This is a genomic window from Calothrix sp. PCC 6303, assembly GCF_000317435.1.
Lineage (GTDB): Bacteria > Cyanobacteriota > Cyanobacteriia > Cyanobacteriales > Nostocaceae > PCC-6303.
Genome location: NC_019751.1, coordinates 2,737,813 through 2,755,632, shown reverse-complemented (window position 1 = coordinate 2,755,632; position 17,820 = coordinate 2,737,813). Strand labels below are relative to the sequence as shown.

Annotated in this window: 13 protein-coding genes; 1 reads left to right on the top strand and 12 read right to left on the bottom strand. The window is 42.3% G+C overall.

Annotation, left to right across the window (positions count from 1 at the left end; translation table 11 throughout):
* Nucleotides 1-33: 33 nt before the first annotated feature.
* The 12 genes from CAL6303_RS28815 to CAL6303_RS11135 all read right to left on the bottom strand — a co-directional run bounded on the left by CAL6303_RS28815 (nt 34) and on the right by CAL6303_RS11135 (nt 13,215).
* The gene (locus CAL6303_RS28815) at nt 34-1,554 is read right to left on the bottom strand and encodes a formylglycine-generating enzyme family protein (protein ID WP_015197962.1); all 1,521 of its coding nucleotides are present in this window, start codon (nt 1,552-1,554) and stop codon (nt 34-36) included.
* Nucleotides 1,555-1,575: 21 nt separating this feature from the next.
* On the bottom strand, nt 1,576-3,567 hold the full coding sequence (locus CAL6303_RS11185; RefSeq protein WP_015197961.1) for an ATP-binding protein: 1,992 nt from the start codon (nt 3,565-3,567) through the stop codon (nt 1,576-1,578).
* A gap of 143 nt (nt 3,568-3,710) precedes the next feature.
* The gene (locus CAL6303_RS11180; protein WP_015197960.1) at nt 3,711-4,580 is read right to left on the bottom strand and encodes a hypothetical protein; all 870 of its coding nucleotides are present in this window, start codon (nt 4,578-4,580) and stop codon (nt 3,711-3,713) included.
* Nucleotides 4,567-5,667 (bottom strand): JAB N-terminal domain-containing protein, encoded by a 1,101-nt coding sequence (locus tag CAL6303_RS11175; RefSeq protein ID WP_015197959.1) that lies wholly within the window; start codon nt 5,665-5,667, stop codon nt 4,567-4,569. The genes CAL6303_RS11180 and CAL6303_RS11175 overlap by 14 nt, the downstream gene beginning before the upstream one ends.
* 9 nt (nt 5,668-5,676) lie before the next feature.
* Nucleotides 5,677-7,131 carry an effector-associated domain EAD1-containing protein gene (locus CAL6303_RS28450; RefSeq protein WP_015197958.1) on the bottom strand — a complete coding sequence of 485 codons (1,455 nt, stop codon included), beginning with the start codon at nt 7,129-7,131 and terminating at the stop codon, nt 5,677-5,679.
* Nucleotides 7,132-7,211: 80 nt separating this feature from the next.
* Nucleotides 7,212-7,829: an effector-associated domain EAD1-containing protein gene (locus CAL6303_RS11165; protein ID WP_015197957.1), complete on the bottom strand. Its 618-nt coding sequence runs from the start codon at nt 7,827-7,829 to the stop codon at nt 7,212-7,214.
* Between the two features lie 161 nt (nt 7,830-7,990).
* Nucleotides 7,991-9,514, bottom strand: coding sequence for an SUMF1/EgtB/PvdO family nonheme iron enzyme (locus tag CAL6303_RS28445; protein ID WP_083866368.1), 1,524 nt, complete (start codon nt 9,512-9,514; stop codon nt 7,991-7,993).
* A 90-nt stretch (nt 9,515-9,604) separates the two neighbouring features.
* Entirely contained in the window at nt 9,605-10,693 is a 1,089-nt protein-coding gene (locus CAL6303_RS11155) for a trypsin-like peptidase domain-containing protein (RefSeq protein WP_015197955.1), read from the bottom strand.
* Between the two features lie 23 nt (nt 10,694-10,716).
* Nucleotides 10,717-11,799 (bottom strand): HesA/MoeB/ThiF family protein, encoded by a 1,083-nt coding sequence (locus CAL6303_RS11150; RefSeq protein ID WP_015197954.1) that lies wholly within the window; start codon nt 11,797-11,799, stop codon nt 10,717-10,719.
* Nucleotides 11,792-12,403, bottom strand: coding sequence for a hypothetical protein (locus CAL6303_RS11145; RefSeq protein WP_015197953.1), 612 nt, complete (start codon nt 12,401-12,403; stop codon nt 11,792-11,794). The genes CAL6303_RS11150 and CAL6303_RS11145 overlap by 8 nt, the downstream gene beginning before the upstream one ends.
* Nucleotides 12,404-12,498: 95 nt before the next feature.
* Nucleotides 12,499-12,735: a radical SAM-modified peptide, FtsH ternary system-associated gene (locus CAL6303_RS11140; RefSeq protein ID WP_015197952.1), complete on the bottom strand. Its 237-nt coding sequence runs from the start codon at nt 12,733-12,735 to the stop codon at nt 12,499-12,501.
* A 111-nt stretch (nt 12,736-12,846) separates the two neighbouring features.
* The gene (locus CAL6303_RS11135) at nt 12,847-13,215 is read right to left on the bottom strand and encodes a hypothetical protein (RefSeq protein ID WP_015197951.1); all 369 of its coding nucleotides are present in this window, start codon (nt 13,213-13,215) and stop codon (nt 12,847-12,849) included.
* Nucleotides 13,216-13,370: 155 nt separating this feature from the next.
* Here CAL6303_RS11135 and CAL6303_RS11130 point away from each other — a divergent pair, with 155 nt between their 5' ends.
* A complete protein-coding gene (locus tag CAL6303_RS11130) occupies nt 13,371-17,795 on the top strand; it encodes an NACHT and WD40 repeat domain-containing protein (protein WP_015197950.1) in 4,425 nt (1,474 codons plus the stop codon).
* The last annotated feature ends 25 nt before the right edge of the window (nt 17,796-17,820 follow it).

The window sequence follows — 17,820 nt, the reverse complement described above, 5'->3', positions numbered from 1 at the left end:
AAAAGGGCAAAGAGGGGAAGAAGGGAAAAAGGGCTAAGTCCTCCCAACCACACACACCACACGAAAACCCACATAATCGTAGATGTAGTTGCGCGTAAGATAGTTGTAGCGGTAACCAGAGCGGCAAAGCCTAGAAACGTCGAACCACGAACCGCCCCGCAGAAGATAACGATTATTGTTATCACTCTCCAGCCATACACTTCCATCCTTTGGCGCTCCTTCATAATTCTCATGCCAGGGATCTGCACACCATTCCTCAACATTCCCATGCATATCGTATAATCCAAAGGCATTAGGGGGGAAACTACCAACAGGAGTGGTTTTTCGTCGATATTCCCCTACTGGTTCCTCTGCATAGGTATTACGATGTGCAGCATAATTAGCTAATTCGCTGGTTATTGTCTCCCCATAGTGAAATGGTGTGCTTGTTCCGGCTCGACATGCATATTCCCATTCCGCTTCGCTGGGTAATCTGTATTCCTTTCCTGTCGCTTTTGATAACCGCGCACAAAATTCTACTGCATCGTACCAAGATACCTGCTCTACTGGGCGATTCTCTCCTTTAAATCTAGATGGTTCTGGGTTTAAATCTCGTTCGATTTTTGGCAATTTCGCTACTGCTTGCCATTGTGCTTGGGTGACTTGGTATTTCCCCATGTAAAATGCTGGTACTGTCACTTGATGCTGGGGTCTTTCTCTGTTTAAACTATCTTTCTCATCCTCTGGTGAACCCATCATGAAGCTTCCCCCTGGGATGTACACCATTTCTAATTCAATCCCCTCTGCTAAGGGTTCACGGAAATATCTAGCTTGGTGCCATACTCGCTTGATGATTTCTCCCTTGCGGTTAACTGTGACTACTTCAAATTCATAACTCGGCTCTTCCTCTGCTGCTTCTTCCTTCGGTATTCCTGTCGCATCTCCCATTGTTGCAAGTGCCCATATTTCCCATTCTTTGCAGACGTTGGGTAACTTCGCTCTATAACCTGTGGCGTACATCAATGCTGTTAAATCTGGTCTTCTGATTACTTCTGCTATTCTTAATCCCCAGGTGTATAGATGTCTCTGGGATGGGGTAACTAGTTTCAATATTTGGTTGAGTTGTTCTCTCAGGATTAGGGCACTTTCTCGTTTTTTCCCACTACTTGCGTGACAACGGGCTGTTATGAGTTCTATTTCTAATGCTTGTATTTCTGTTTGCGCGATAAAGTTGCTTAATTCCCCTTTGGTGCGGTATACCTGCTGTAAACTATCTGCCCATATCCAAGCTGCTTGTAGGGTTTCTCCTGCTTGTAACCAACTATTGGCTGCTGCTTCCGGTTCATCACCAATTAGGTAACACTCGGCTGCTTTTGCCCAATTTTGTGCTTGTTCATAACATTGGGCTGCTTTTTGCCAGTTTTCTTGTTGTTCGTAGATTTGCGCTGCTTGGTGATATTCCCCTAGTTGCTCCCATACTCGACATGCATCTGCAAACCATCCCGCTTTCATGTAGCATTGGGCGGCTTTTTGTAGCAGTTGGATTGATGTTAGTTCCTCTGGGGTTTCGCTCACTCCTGATTCCCTCGTCACAAATTACAGATTATCTTGAGGTGTTAGGCTAATCATAGCTACTGTTGGTCTAACTCGCTCACCAGAACGGAAACCATCCAAAGCAGAGGTGCGGCGTTCGGCTACACTGGCATTACGATCTATGGCAGCCTTACGCAGTAAACCGACCAATTCCCCAAAGCGAAGAGCATCGGGGACACGGGGTGGTGACTCGCAATGTAAACCAACACAAGCATCTCGGAATAAGGAGCGAATATCATCCCCGCTCATTCCTTCTGTTTCTGTGGCGATGATTTCTATTAGTTCCGGAGATATATTATCAAGACTAAAATGTTTGGCGTGGACTTGGGCGATCGCTCGTCTGGCTTGAATATCGGGACGATTAATGGTAACGGCTTTAAATCTACTAGGGCGTAATAGTGCTTCGTCAATAATATCAAGACGGTTAGTTGTACCAATAACTAACATGGGTACGTCGGGGCGAAAACCATCCATTTCCGTGAGAATTTGGGCAACTAAAGCATTTCCTGCCCTACTTCCCCCATCATCCCTTCCCGATCGCTTGGTGGCAATGGAATCAAATTCATCAAATACTAAAACTGCTGGTGCATTGCGTCGAGCTTCGGCAAATAATTCCCTAACTTTGCGTTCGCTTTCACCAACGTACATATCTGTGACTTCGGGACCCGAAACTACCTGAATTGTCGCGTTAAGTTGATTAGCAATGGCTTTAGCGAATAGGGTTTTACCAGTACCTGGGGGACCATGAAAAATAAAACCTCTGGGGATAAGTTCTCCTCGTAATTTTTCGTTTGGTAAATCGTAGGAACCGGTCATGAGGTTTAAGGCTTTACTTAGTTCTGCCTTGACTTCCCTATATCCACCAATATCATTAAAACTAACATCGGGAACTTCAAAATTGGCAGACGTTTGAGCTTTAAAGGCTCTAATTGCTTGATAGAGACGGGTTACGGGTACTTGCTCGGTTCCTGCTACTTCTTGCACGGCATATTTAATGGCATGACGCAGGCGAATTGGATTCATACCAGCAATATTTTTATACAGCCCTTCTGGGTCAAAATCTTGGAAATGTGAGGCTTCTTCGGCTGTAACTAAGGCTCTACCGATGTTTTTTTCTTCCCCATTGGGATAGGTGACAGTGCGAGATACACCACTAATCAACAACCTGACAGCGAATCTTGCTGCTAAGACTTCTGGGATATCTTGGGAGCGATCCACAAAAGCCAAGATTAGGCGATCGCTTTGTTTGTAAACTAGTTCAATGAGTTCTCTCGATTCGGTTGGTAAGTTAGTATCGCTTCCTCCTGCAAGTAAATCGAGATGGGGAATCACTAAAATATCCCCTTGCTTGAGGGAATTAATTAAATTCTTTAGGGTAGCTAGTTGACGTTGACGCAGACTTCGAGGCATTAAACCTCCTTCTTCCTCGTCGGGAACCGTCAATTCAATGGGATTGAGATTGGCTCGTCTTGCCATTTCTTGCCAGAGGTGAGCAACAACTAGCTTTTCACAGACTACTAATACAGAAAGTCCGGTTCTCAGGAAAGAGGCAACACTGTCAATTTGTTCGGCATAAGCGAGTTTGACGGCATCCTTTTCGCTAATATCTGCGGGGAAATCATCATCTGAGGGTGTGGTAAGGGTGTCTGGTTTCGTTTCTGATTGGGTTTGAGAATTTATTGGTGCGGGAACGGTTGCTGTAGAGGTTGGATTAGTAGATTGATTAGTAGATTGCTTGTCATTTGTTGCTAATCCTCCAGCAATCACCAAACCAGGGGGACGATAGAGGGGACAATCTGGTGGTTCTTGAGCGATCGCGATCGATAATTGTCCTAATTTTAGTTCCATTATACTGTCATCAATGGGAGCAGTACTCAGGGCAGGGCATTGACACAGAAATTCTCGTAATGTGACCGAATCGTTATCCTCAAAGAGGAAGTTTTGGAACTGTTCAGCATCTACTAGAGGAACAAGCTTAATGCGTTGTTTAGCCATTATTAATATTAATAAAATTAATGAAATTAATAAATATTGAGCAGTACGTGGTTGGGCAAAAGCCGCTATAGACGCGCAGAGGCTTCCCGCAGGGTAAGCGTAACTACGAACTGAATATAAATGTATTTATATGCATGTAAATACTAGATACTACCTAACATTTTCTGAGACAAATTAAATAATTTAATTCCTTCACGATAATCATAACTAAGATAGCGACGCTGACGCAGTTGATTGATGTCTGCTCGTTCAATTGCCCATAAAGGTTTCCACCAATTCGCAACTGACAGAGCATCTCGCAAACGTTCTTCATCACTTGCCGCTTTTGGGTTGCAAATTACACCATAGGCATCTTTTGTTTGATTAATTACTTCCTGTTGATGATAAATCATTGCAGCTTCATATACATCAATTACAAAGCTTTGTATTTCTGCTTTGCCAAACCGCAGACGTTCGAGTAGTTCTGTTCGCCAATCGCGTATTTTAGTATCTGAGATTGGTTGTGCTAAATATAGGGTCAGGGATAATTTCGCTGAAGGGTAAACTAAAAGCTGCGTCACAAAATGAACAGCTTGATTTTCTTGTCCTGGAACTGGTCGATTTAAAATGGCGGTTAATGGCGATCGCTGTCGGCAATCATCGGCAATATCGTCTTTTAGAAATGGTAACGCAGGAGTAATTAAACCATAGCGGAATACCCAATCCCCAAAACAAGATGGTTCAGCAACTGCGCTGATTAGGGTGCGGGCTATTTGAGGATTAGGAGTACCTAGAGCTGCTGCCAAAATTGTATTATCCAAACCTAGCGGACGATTATCTCCTAAAGGGGGCATTTTCCACCGCAATCGAGCAGCAGTAACGGTGGTTAGTTGCCCTATGGCTGCAACCAGATTAGCAGATGGATGTTCCAACTTTTCTATCCCAGATAAATCACCTTGGGGTGGGACACCTGAGACATCCTGACTCACCATTGCCCATTCTATGACCTGTAATGCTGTATTAGTCGCGCTCATCTATCACCCAGTAAGGACAAAGAACCATTTTATTTCCCTGACGGGCATAAAAACGCAAGGTACGTTTGTTACCATCTATATTAATTAATCCTGCTAATTGCCAGGAGATGGTAAAAGTACTAAAGTGCAGATGCACATCAATGGAAGACAAGCCAAAACTCTGTGTTGCTGGAAATAAATGGGTGTGATACCAACCTAAAAGCCTTTCTCCGGGATGGTTTTGGTTTAATGTGCGCTTGACTTCTACAAAGGAATCGCCAGTAAAAGTTAAATGCAGAAAAGAGGCTCCTGTATGATTGGCTGTCAAGGCATTTGTTACCTGTAGTAAATAAGTATCCTCTGCATCTCCATCTCGGTAGACTTTACCAATCAAAAAGCCACCTTCCTCCACTTGACGGGATAGGGGACGTTGATGACATAACTCTTCGTAGAGCGATCGCGTTAAAACTATTTTGACTGGTGTTTGGTTAATTCTGGGATTAAATTCGTCAATGTGTTGGGTAGGCTCAGATATGGAGCCAAAATCAGCTAGGGTTTTAATCGCAGGCTCTTCTTCCTCTAGACGACGAATTTTAAAACTGGGTTTTACTTCCTGTGGTTGCTGACGAATCTGTAAACTTTCTGATTGTAAACGTTCTGAAAGTTGTGTTTTTGAATATAAGTTTGAATATAAGGTTGAAGCTTGAGGTTGTAAATTAGCTGCTGCAATCTGGGGAATTCCCGGTATATCAACCCGAAAACCCCACCAAGTTTCCTCTGGGTACTGATTGCTCAATGTCGTTTGTAAAGTTTGAGTGACAACATCATAAAAGCGATGGGGATGTTGGTAAATAAGAAAGTTTCCCTGATACACCCTGATGTAAGTATACCCAAATTCAGGAACCAAATTTTCTATAATTGGCGATTCCATCCATAAGGGTTCTTCGGGTACTTGGAGGATAATAATTTGAATCGATTCTAAAAGTAAAGAATGTCCCAGTAAGCGTTCTAATGACTCTCGCACAATTGGTAAAAATGGGATGCTTCCGAAGAATTTGCGGTTTTCCCCTCGGTATAATTCAATCCTATAGTCCAATCCTATAGTCATCCCGTTCCTTCATTCGCTTAGGCGCTTGATGTTAAGTTTCGGAGGGGTTTCCACCTCATGGATTAATTTACGTAGGACAGACTGCCCACCTCGCTGTTCAATGGCAATTTGACCTAGCTCAGAAATTACCCATTCTTGGGCTTCCTTATTGTACCCTTCCTCCACAGCGTAATTCTGGTAGCTAGCAATATCAATTAATAGTTGGCACAGCTTACCAAAATCTAACCCAGGACGATAGCGATCGCCTAAATCTCCCAGACAAACTAAGCCCCTTTGGGGTTCTATATTCGGATGAAATATGGGAGTTTGCCAAAAAGCCTGGGGTGCTTGCATGGGAAATCCACCTGGCAAAGCCAGATAAACTTCATGTTCGTCTATTGGTTGGGGTTCCCCTCCAGGTATGGCTGGGGGTGCAAACCCTGGGGCATTAAATCTTAACAAGTAATCTGTGGGTGCTAAATGGTTATCGGCAGAAACCTGAAAACCCTTATGAACTTTAGCGTAAGCCATAATTTGGTTTTTCGCACGGGCTAAAGCTTCTTGTCTAAGTCGGGGGTCGATCGCGCCAGCAGTAGCTTCTGGAGCAACACTCAGGGTATCATCCTCTTGGATATTCGCTTCATGCAAGGTTTGGTCGTAATTTAGACGTTCTGTGGAACCATCTTCGCTAACGCGATCGACTACAACCCGTCTTTCTCTTCCCCTACTATCTTGGAACATTCTAGGGTCGTAGGCATCTGACATTACTCCTTTTGCCACTTCTCCGATTGTGGTATCCGAACTAATATCTTCAATTGCAAACCTTGCTTGATCGGGTCCTTCTACAAATATACGGCTAATAATATAAGGTTGAGGGTCTTCAGTTAATACACTCACCTCTACCTGGTTTTGTCCAGATTGGAGTATGGTTTGCAGTCTCGCAGCAAAAGATGCTACTGCTTGAGAACTACAGTCACTCAGTCCTAGTAAAACAAGACCTTTCCCTGAAAATCTTAGCCCAATATTTTCGGGTAATATGCTTTGTTGCGGAGCGATAACTCCTGCTGATGCAAGAACATTGTTCGCATCATCTCTACCTTGGATTAAGATGCGGAATAAGTTGTTATTACTTGCTGTTTGTGTTTGTGAGGTGTTAACACTTGTTTGTTGGTTACTATCGTTGCCATTTGAGTTTGAATCACTACGATGCTGTCGAAAGACTGGATTAGAAGGATAAATATCCGCAGCAGCATCCACCAGTGATTGAAAGCCATCTGTTCCATCAGGTAAAACACCAGATTGAATTTCATTACAAATATGGATCCAATAATCTTGCACTCTGCCGTTATCCGGAAAAACAATTTGTCTATTACCAGGAAAATCAATTAAATTCAGGATAAGATTAGCTGTTGCTCTATCGTTACATGAGGCAGCCAATTGGTTCAATATTCCATTTTTGATTACATCCTTTAACGTTAAACTCATCTGTAATTCATAATTTTTTGAATAGATTTTAAATTGAACTAAGCATAAATATTTTCAATAATGTTTCTGACTTAGAAGTGTTAACTACGATATTGCTGAAAAATTGAATTAGCTGGAAAAATCTCCGCAGCCGCATCCACAAGTAATTGTAAATCATTTCCGCCAGGTAAAACACCGTTTTGAATCTGCCGACAAATGCTTTGCCAATAACCCAATGCTGTACCAGTTTGGGGAAACATCGGACGCAAGTGACCGGGAAAATCAATTGTGTCTAACAACATATCTGCATTTTCTTGATTATTACAAGTAGTTGCAAATTCTTGGAGTATTTTATTTTTGATTAAAAACTGTAAATTCTTTATAACTGGCTGAGGGTCTGGAGGATGACTCACCGTTAGCCGATCGAGTAATTTATCGATACGTTGCTGCACATCTAGACCCACTCGTTGCGATCGCACATAATCCAACAGTACCCAAAGAGCTTGTTTTCCCGGTGCAATTTCCCCATAGGACACGAGTTTGTACGCCATATCTGGAATGAAAGTTGCGACTGCACCACTCCAAGTAATCTGTTGTAGTACAGTTGCGTTATTACCCAAAGCCGCAATCAACAAGGAATGGCGATCGCGATCGTTAATCATATAAGGTGTCAGGATTTCTACCAACTCTTGAATAATACTACTATCTAATTTCAGCATCGCCTCGATTTGTTAAGTAGAAAGGTATAAATAATTAAATACTAATGCCAGTAAATCACAAATCTTGTCATAAGTCTTGCCTGGAGTCCAGAACCCCATTTTTCAAAAAAAAATTTTTAAAGATGGGCAAAAGGGCAAAGAGGGGAAGAAGAGAAAAAGGGCTAAGTCCTCCCAACCACACACACCACACGAAAACCCACATCATTGAGGATGAAGTCGCGCGCAACATAGTCGTAGCGGTACCCAGAGCGGCAACTCCCAGAACTGCAGTTCCACGAACCGCCCCGCAGAATAGAACGATTATCATCTCCATTCTCTCGCCACACACTTCCATCCTTTGGCGCTCCTTCATAATTCTCATGCCAAGGGTCTGCACACCATTCACGCACATTCCCATGCATGTCGTATAAGCCAAAGGCATTAGGGGGGAAACTTCCTACTGGTGTGGTTTCTCTTCGATATTCCCCTGCTGGCTCCTCTGCGTAGGTGTAGCTACTTGCAGCGAAATTCTCTAGTTTGCTGGTTATTGTCTCCCCATAGTGAAATGGTGTGCTTGTTCCGGCTCGACATGCATATTCCCATTCGGCTTCGCTGGGTAATCGGTATTCCTTTCCCGTTGCTTTTGATAACCGCCCACAAAATTCTACTGCATCGTACCAAGATACGCGCTCTACTGGGCGATTCTCTCCTTTAAATCTAGATGGGTCTGGATTTAAATCTCGCTCGATTTTCGGCAATTTCGCCACTGCTTGCCATTGGGCTTGGGTTACTTGGTATTTCCCCATGTAAAAGGCTTGCACTACCACTTGATGCTGAGGTACTTCCTTCCCTTGACTCCAGTTTGATTTTTTCTCCGTATCTGGTGTACCCATGATGAAGTTTCCCCCTGGGATATACACCATTTCTAATTCAATCCCCTCTCCCAAGGTTTCTGTGAAATATCTGGCTTTGTGCCATTCTCGCTTAATTATTTCTCCCTTACGGTTAACGGTAACTACTTCAAATTCGTAGCTTGGTTCTTCTTCTGCTGCTTCTTCTTTTGGTATTCCTGTTGCATCTCCCAGGGTATTTAATGCCCATATTTCCCATTCTTTGCAGACGTTGGGTAACTTCGCTCTATAACCTGTGGCGTACATCAATGCTGTTAAATCTGGTCTGCGAATAACTTCTGCTATTCTTAATCCCCAGGTGTATAAGTGTCTGTTGGATGGGGTAACTAGTTTCAGGATTTGGTTTAGTTGTTCTCTCAGGATTAAAGCGCTTTCCCGTTTTTTCCCACTGCTTGCATGACAACGAGCGGTGATTAGTTCTATTTCTAATGCTTGTATTTCTGTTTGAATGACAAAATTGCTTAATTCCTCTTTGGTGCGGTATACCTGCTGTAAACTATCTGCCCATATCCAAGCTGCTTGTAGGGTTTCTCCGGCTTGTAACCAACTATTGGCTGCTGCTTCCGGTTCATCACCAATTAGGTAACACTCGGCTGCTTTTGCCCAATTTTGAGCTTGTTCGTAACATTGGGCTGCTTTTTGCCAGTTTTCTTGTTGTTCGTAGATTTGCGCTGCTTGTTGGTAATCTCCTAGTTGTTCCCACACTCGACATGCATCTGCTAACCATCCTGCTTTCATGTAGCATTGGGCGGCTTTTTGTAGTAGTTGGATTGCTTCCTCTGGGGTTGGGTTCATACCAATTGGAGTTTGAGATTCAACAATATTATCTTCTGTTTGGATTCTCTCCTGTTTCAGTAAGAGGCTTTGCTTTTTGTTATTCCTCAATTATCCTTGCAACTGTGCATAGATATCAGATGCATTCGTCTGCAAATCTTTGAGTACAGCCATCATACTTGTACCCCCATTGCGTAAATATTTGGTAGTTGTATTTGGCTCTAGTAGCATTCCTCCACTATGATGAATGGCAATCACTTGAAAATCATCATCAAACACGGGCGAGCCAGAGGAACCAGGTAGAGTGGTAGTGGTATATTGCACATCTTGATTATCAGCATAAGCAACTAGATTATTTTGGATGGAGATTTTTTTTAAATGTCCACCAGGATGCTGAATAATTGCGACTCGTTTATCTTTCTGTGTTCGTTGGTTCTTGAGTTTTAAATGATTGCCAAAATCAGGAACATTCTTCAGTGTTAAAACTGTAAAATCTAATTTTGCATTTGTATAAAAATCACCCTTAGCTAAGGCGTTAACTATAGTAATCGGAGTTTCTTTACCATTTTTATCTAATTGATAATTAAAAATATATTCAGCTTTTTGGGCTTCTTCTTGACTGGCAATAACATGATTATTGGTCATCAATAAATTTGGGCTAATCATAAAACCCGTACCTTTTTTATTGCCATCAATTAGCACAACAGCTCTAGCTGCATCAAGTGCCATTTCTAGAATATTAATGTGGCGTAATGTATCTTCGCCAATGATTTTTTCTTTAATATCAGCTAGATTATCAGTTCCCCGCCAGCGATCAATTAAGTTGTTAGGACTAGCTGGAGTATCCAGAGGATATCTTTGAAATACATCTTGAATAAAAGAAGTATCTTCCTCCCCCGTATAGAGTTGAATATAATTAAGAAAAACTCCTAAAGCTTCTTTGCCATAGGCGACTTGTCCAAATTTACAAAGAAAATTTACTAATTCTACCGCCACATTCATCGGTAGACCATCTAAATTTAATTGAACTAAAATGGTATTAGCTTTAGCTTCACCTCCGAAAGCACCTTCGACGAAACGACGACGCTCATACACGGTAGTGCCAAACCCGGGTAAATTAGAAACTATCTTGATGATGCGTTGAAAATCAGGTGTAGATAATTGAACGGTCATAGTTACTGGTTTTTGTATTTGAGTCATTTGGTGTTTCAGGCAAAATTGTATCACCAGTCACCTTGCTCAGAATTTTTTAGCTCGAACCACTCCCAATCATTACCCATCCTCGTTGCCAAAATTTCACGGGGAGGAATTCCTAAGTCTGCAAGTTTCATACAATCAGGAGCATTATCTAACTCGACTGTTGTTCTTGATCTTAAAGGGCTTTGACACAGCGGACAGGAATCTACAGCAGGAAGTCCCCATCGTATTTCCTGAAAGTGACAATTAGTGCATTCAACCGAACTTTGTACTGGTTCCCAAGTTAAAGCAACTGCCGATTGGGGAAGTTGGCTACGTAGCTTTTTGATCGTATCTTGCGAACTAACGTCAATCTTAGTAACGCTATCAATCGACGAGTGTAAAGGACATTCAGAATCTCGGAATTGGGGGATAATTACCGTCGTTCCCCTAGAACTATCAATTTTTAAAGTGCCGCTGGGACAATTTTGATGCATGAGAAAACTTACAGCTATTGTTCCCATCCAGGTTCCCACTAAAGCTGATGATGGTACTGCCGCTCCCACGGATTGCTCTGATCTAGTATCTAGGCAACTCCAAGGTATGTCTGCAATACTGCGTTCTTCCGGTGTCAGACTACATCCATAACAAGCTCCATCTGGTTCTAAGTAGGGTCTAACTTCTCCTCCCCAAGGATGAGTTCCCCCATCAATATAAGGTGCTTTAACTAAATTACAACGACCTGTTAATTGCAAACGAGCCAAACGACTATCTAAACAGCTAATTACTAAATTGGCATCTCGGATTTCCCCCAATCCTACCCCATGAATCAAGGAGAGCGATCGCGTTTTGACTCGAATATCAGGGTTAAATTCTTTTAAAGCTGCTGCCGCCGCTTCTACCTTAAAATTACCAATATCAGACTGACGAAACAACAGCGTTCTACTCAAATTAGATTCTTCGATTCGATCTGGATCGCACAAAAGCAAGCGACCAACCCCAGACATTGCCAAAATTCTAGCAACTTCATTACCTAAAGCCCCCATCCCAACAATAATAACCCTTGCATCTGCCAGTTGTTGCTGGTTCCAACCCGGTATTAATTCATGCCGAGCGAAACGACTACTCATAAAGTTTCCTTGATGTCACAGGGCAGTAAATTGGTTGATTAAGTCGTCCGTTAAGTCCTGGGTTCCAAGCTTCCAAGCAATTAAGACCGTGCATTAAATCTCGATGAACAGCTATTTTACATAAAGGTTGATGGGGACTACAAGGGCAAATAACTACGCGATCATTTTGCCGAAAAGTGTGACTACACACGGCGCAAGTGTGTCTTTTAAAACCAGCCAATGGTGGATTTAGTAAGTGATGACCGACATCCAATCTCACAATAGGTATATTTCCCGGAGGAGGACAAGCTGCATCCAACCCCATAAAAAAAGCTGATGCTTCCTCAAAATGACCCAAATTCTCGCCACGATTTTGACTACAGGGTAATAAGACGCTATCATGACGAACTATTCCATCCTCTGCAATCTCTACTTCGTCTCCCAATCTAAAAGTATGAGAGCAGACCGGACAGCGTTGGTGCAACCAGTAAGAAGTCAAGGTGGTTATTGCCTTACCTCCAGTTTGAATTGCTGTATTATTGATTGGATCCGTGGCGACAGTTAAGCCCTGTTCAAATAGGGTCTTTAAATCACTTTTTAAATCACTTTTTGAATTTTCTTGCATCTAATTAGCAAATTCTCAAGTATTAACAAAATTTACAAAAAAAATTTACAAACAATCAAATAAATTTAGTCACTGATTTAGGCTGATTAGTAAATTTATCCACATAGCATCCTTTCAACTTCTTCTGCACCTAGTTGCGTCATTAAACTTTCAATGAGATGGGCATACATACTATCACCTAATACATCGACACCTTCGTTATTAATATTAATTTGTACGCGGATTTTTTTTTGTTGAGGGTTTGCAAGATAATCTTCTTCCGTAATTAAATCTGGCAGATGAGCAACAAATTTTGTTTTGGGATGATTATCTAAGGGCGATTTATCGTTCATTGGAAAAATCACTTTATTTCAAGCATGATAGAAAATATTTTACTGTGTTCCATTAATTCACAACATCGACCTTGTTAGTTTTTAGTGGAGTGGTTTTAATGCTTCTGAACTTTAAACACCAGATTCAGGTGTATGACAAAATTTCTTTGCCCCCAACTTAAATACTAAAATACTTAACGCAGTTGCCGTACCAGCAGGAATACCAGTACTCATCGCCAATGGTTCGACAACTGGAGCAATTAAACCAGATTCCAAAGCATCTCTAACTTCTTCTTGACAAATAAACTGACGACATTTTTCCAGCCAATCTTTTAAATTTATGTCTGCTTCCAGCACGCTTTCCCCCATAAAAACAATTGGGATAGCATCTTCTACGGAACCATTGCACTCTGCGATCGCATCCAAAGCAGCTAAGGCTTCTGGATTATCCGCAAACTGGCTGCGAAACTGAGTAATTTCCTCTGGTGTAACTGTAATCATTTAAGTATTAGTGGGAGGTGACTAACTAGACACAATCTTCGATTATCATACATCTTCACGTAGAGAACCTCCCACGCATTTTCACCCACGACACGCTACCATAAATGTAATTACAGGCTTTATACAGACTTTTATACCGAAACCCTGTGTGACCAATGCCTCTAAACGAAATCATTAGTGCGATCGCTGGTTTTGCTAGTCCTATTCTCAAGGACAAAATTCAACGCAATGAGACTGTAATCAAGCTATTACAGCAGTTTAAGCTCGAACCCGAACATCCACCAGCGGATTTTAGCGGGGTTTATGCCTATGCTTTGGTGGAATATGGCGTTGGTAAACCCAGGCAATTGCTGGAAATTTTCCGTCATGAAGAGGTAAAACAGGCTTTTCGTAAAGCATTTGACCATAATAACCCTTCAATTTTGCTTTCGGAAGTCGATACATTTCTCGATGGTTATAGTTTAGGTGATGAAGTCCGCAGCTTAGGGCTAGATGTGAGACGGGAAGTGGCTGAGTTTGCCACTGTTTTTATTGAGGTAGCCAAACGCAGTCGCACTCCTGGTGATGTCTTGATGAGCCATCAACTTGGTTCATTACATAAACGCATTGCTAGTATTCAGGAACAACTGAGCAGATTGCCAAATTTAGAAGGAATTCGTACCGAAATTGCTCGGCTAGCAGGAGAAAATTATCCCTTATTGCCAGGGACTACTGCTACCGAGAATAATTGTAAGGCTAACGCATTAGCCCAACAAATGCGTGGTTGGTTTGAAACCTTGGGCTATCGGTTTGAAAAGTATGAAGTATGGCAAGATAGCTATTTTGAGTGGATTGTAAATATCCAAATCTGGCGCAACCGCTATGAGCGTTTTCTAATACGTGGGATTGCTGGGGAAGCAGGATTCGCTGATGTCAAGGCTTTACGTCAATCAGTAGAACAACAACGAACTGATGGTGGTTGGTTAGTAACAGCCCGTCGTGTTTCCAGAGTCGCACGGGATGAGATGGAAAAGGAGGAAAATCGCCACCTGGGTTGTTACACTTTCGATGAACTTTTGGCGCAGGATGCCGACTTTAGCGGCTATCTCGATTGGTTGGAAGCGGAGATAAAACACCGCAATATTGATACCAAGTATGTGCCTCTTGCTTGTAGCAAAGAAGAAATTGACCCCGTTAGCAAACGCCAAATTGCCGTCAGTCGTTACGATGAGCAGGATGGCTGGATTGATGGATATATTGATCGCTGGCTCGATGACCCGGTGAAGGAGCATATTTCTATACTCGGTGAATTCGGTACGGGGAAAACTTGGTTTGCTTTGCATTACGCTTGGGTAACATTGCAGCGATACCGCGATGCCCAAAAACGGGGTACGGAATTGCCTCGCTTACCTTTGGTGATTCCCCTGCGGGACTATGCCAAAGCGGTAAGCGTGGAATCCCTATTTTCCGAATTTTTCTTTCGCCAGTATAAAATTCCCCTGCCCCATTACGACGCTTTTATCCAACTCAACCGCATGGGTAAATTGCTGCTAATTTTCGATGGTTTCGATGAAATGGCGGCAAAAGTTGATAAACAGGAGATGATAAACAACTTTTGGGAATTGGCGAAAGTTGTGGTTCCTGGAGCCAAGGTGATTCTCACTTGTCGTACCGAACATTTCCCCGAAGCACAGGAAGGACGGGCTTTATTAAACGCAGAGTTGCAAGCATCCACCAAGGATTTGACGGGGGAAACACCGCAGTTTGAGGTGTTGGAACTGGAGAAATTTAAAGACGAGCAAATTCAGCAGGTGTTATCGTTCCAAGCTGCACCAGCAACCGTGGAAATGGTGATGGGGAACCCGCAATTATTGGATTTAGCCCGTCGTCCGGTGATGACGGAGTTAATTTTGGAAGCGTTACCAGATATCGAAGCGGGGAAACCCGTGGATATGTCGCGGGTGTATTTGTATGCAGTGCGGCATAAAATGGAGCGGGATATAAAGAGCGATCGCACTTTTACATCTTTGGCTGATAAGTTGTATTTCCTGTGCGAGTTGTCTTGGGAGATGCTTTCAACTGATCAGATGAGCTTGAATTATAAGTTTTTCCCCGATCGCATTCGGCAGTTATTTGGCATTGAAGAAAAAGACCTCGACCACTGGCATTATGACATGATGGGGCAAACAATGCTGATTCGTAATGCTGATGGGGATTACACTCCAGCACATCGGTCATTGTTAGAGTTTTTTGTCGCGTATAAATTTGCGGCTGAGTTGGGTGTGTTAGCTGAGGATTTTACTGAGTTGGCACGGGGGGAAGTTGTTGGTGATGTGGGAGAGGATTATACTTGGTCGTCCTATTTTCGGCGAAATGGGCAAAGGTTGCCGTTGCGGAGTTTTGTTAGCGAATCGTTGGAGAATTTAAGGGAGACTTTTGGGCGATCGCAATTAACAAAAGCTGTGATGGATTTGCTGTTGCCGATGGTTGATGGGGAGAAGAAAGAAGCGATTATTAAGGTTATTGAGGGAACGAGGGGAAGGAGTGAGGATGAGGTTGGTTATGTTGGGGGGAATGCCGCGACTTTGGCTGTGAAGGTTGATAAAGCTGCGTTAGAAAGAAGAGATTTATCGGGTGCAGTGATTAAGGAAGCGGATTTTACTCTAGCAAGTTTGCGAGGGGTGAATTTTTGTGTGGCAAATTTATGTGGCTGTATTTTTACAACAACCTTGGGAATGGTTATTTCGGTTGCATTTAGCCCAAATGGAAAACTTTTAGCTACAGGTGATGTTTTTGGTGTGGTTCACTTGTGGGAAACTGCTAGTGGAAAAGAACTTACAACCTTTATAGGACATAAGAATTGGATAGGACAAGTAGCTTTTAGTCCCGATGGTAAGACTCTTGTCAGTGGAAGTGCTGATAACACAGTAAAAATTTGGGATATAGGTACTGGTAAATGTCATAAAAGCTTGCAAGGGCATATCGATTGGATAAATTCAGTGGCATTTAGCCCCAACGGACAGTTAGTTGCCAGTGGGAGTAGAGACCAAACAGTGAGGCTCTGGGATACTCAAACTGGTGAATGTGTCAAAATTTTACTGAGTCATACTGCTAGTATCAGGTCAACAGCTTTTAGTCCAGATGGAAAAACTCTCGCTAGTGGCGGTGATGACTGTAAAGTCAAACTTTGGTCGGTTAGTACAGGTCAATTAAGCAAAACCTTAGAAGACCACATTGATATTGTATGGTCAGTCATTTTCAGTTCTGATGGTACAACCCTAGCTACTGGGAGTTTTGACGGTACGATGAAGCTTTGGGATGTTTGTGCAAGTCAATGCTTCAAAACCCTAAAAGGAAATATTGAAATTGTATTTGCAGTGAGTTTTAGTCCTGATGGTAGTACCCTTGTTAGTGGGGGTAGAGCTAGAGATAATAAGGTGGAACTTTGGGATATCCGTACTGGTGAATGTGTGAATACTTTGCGGGGGCATACTAGCAGTAGTGTATCCTCTCTTAGTTTCAGCCCTGATGGTAAAACCATTGCCAGTGGAAGTAGCGACCATACTGTGAAAATCTGGGATACTCTTACTGGTGAATGTTTGAAAACTTTGCAAGGATATACTCGTGGTATATTGTCCGTTTCTATCAGTCCTAACGGTCAAACCATTGCCAGTGGAAGTTTTGACCACACAGTAAAGCTCTGGAATATATCTACAGGTGAATGTTTAAAAAGTTTACAAGGGCACACTGGTACAGTATGCTCAGTTACTTTTAGTTCAGATAGTCTGACTCTTGCTAGTGGAAGTCATGACGGTACAGTGAGATTATGGGATACTGTCAGTGGTAAATGTGTAAAAATATTACAGGCACACACTAATCGCATCAAGTCAATTTCTTTTAGCCGCGATGGAAAAAACCTTGCTAGTGGGAGTAGTGACCACACGATAAAGCTCTGGAATATATCTACAGGTGACTGTTTAAATATTTTGCAATCTCACACTGATGATATAATGTCAGTTGCTTTTAGTCCTGATGGACAAACCCTTGCCAGTGGAAGTAATGACCACACGGTGAAGCTTTGGAATATATCTACAGGTAAATGTTATATCACTTTAGAGGGACATACAAATGAGGTATGGTCAGTTAGTTTCAGTCCAGATGGTCAAATTGTTGCCAGTGGAAGTGATGACAGAACAGTAAAGCTTTGGGATACCCAAACAGGTAAATGTATAAGTACTTTGCAAGGACACAGCGATGCATTATGTTCAGTCACTTTCAGCCCTAGTGGTCAAATTGTTGCCAGTGGAAGTTATGACAGAATGATCAAGTTATGGGATATTCGTACTGGTCAGTGTATGAAGACCTTTTACGCAGGTGTAACTAGAGTTCGTTCAGTTGCCTTTAGTGTTGATGGTAAAATTCTTGTTAGTGGAAACAGTAATGGCACAATTAAATTATGGAACATTGAAACAGGAGAGTGCATCAAAATTTTAAGCGATCGCCCTTATGAAAATATGAATATCACAGGTGTCAAAGGTTTAACCGATGCTGAAATTTCCACCCTCAAAGCATTAGGTGCTGTGGAAGATGGGGAAATGTAAAGTAAATAGGAATTATGATTAATAT

Bases quoted from the DNA above. Each gene is read 5' to 3' on its own strand.
- CAL6303_RS11185 (WP_015197961.1), bottom strand. From the start codon at position 3,567: ATGGCTAAACAACGCATTAAGCTTGTTCCTCTAGTAGATGCTGAACAG.
- CAL6303_RS11180 (WP_015197960.1), bottom strand. From the start codon at position 4,580: ATGAGCGCGACTAATACAGCATTACAGGTCATAGAATGGGCAATGGTG.
- CAL6303_RS11175 (WP_015197959.1), bottom strand. From the start codon at position 5,667: ATGACTATAGGATTGGACTATAGGATTGAATTATACCGAGGGGAAAAC.
- CAL6303_RS28450 (WP_015197958.1), bottom strand. From the start codon at position 7,131: ATGAGTTTAACGTTAAAGGATGTAATCAAAAATGGAATATTGAACCAA.
- CAL6303_RS11165 (WP_015197957.1), bottom strand. From the start codon at position 7,829: ATGCTGAAATTAGATAGTAGTATTATTCAAGAGTTGGTAGAAATCCTG.
- CAL6303_RS28445 (WP_083866368.1), bottom strand. From the start codon at position 9,514: ATGAACCCAACCCCAGAGGAAGCAATCCAACTACTACAAAAAGCCGCC.
- CAL6303_RS11155 (WP_015197955.1), bottom strand. From the start codon at position 10,693: ATGACTCAAATACAAAAACCAGTAACTATGACCGTTCAATTATCTACA.
- CAL6303_RS11150 (WP_015197954.1), bottom strand. From the start codon at position 11,799: ATGAGTAGTCGTTTCGCTCGGCATGAATTAATACCGGGTTGGAACCAG.
- CAL6303_RS11145 (WP_015197953.1), bottom strand. From the start codon at position 12,403: ATGCAAGAAAATTCAAAAAGTGATTTAAAAAGTGATTTAAAGACCCTA.
- CAL6303_RS11140 (WP_015197952.1), bottom strand. From the start codon at position 12,735: ATGAACGATAAATCGCCCTTAGATAATCATCCCAAAACAAAATTTGTT.
- CAL6303_RS11135 (WP_015197951.1), bottom strand. From the start codon at position 13,215: ATGATTACAGTTACACCAGAGGAAATTACTCAGTTTCGCAGCCAGTTT.
- CAL6303_RS11130 (WP_015197950.1), top strand. From the start codon at position 13,371: ATGCCTCTAAACGAAATCATTAGTGCGATCGCTGGTTTTGCTAGTCCT.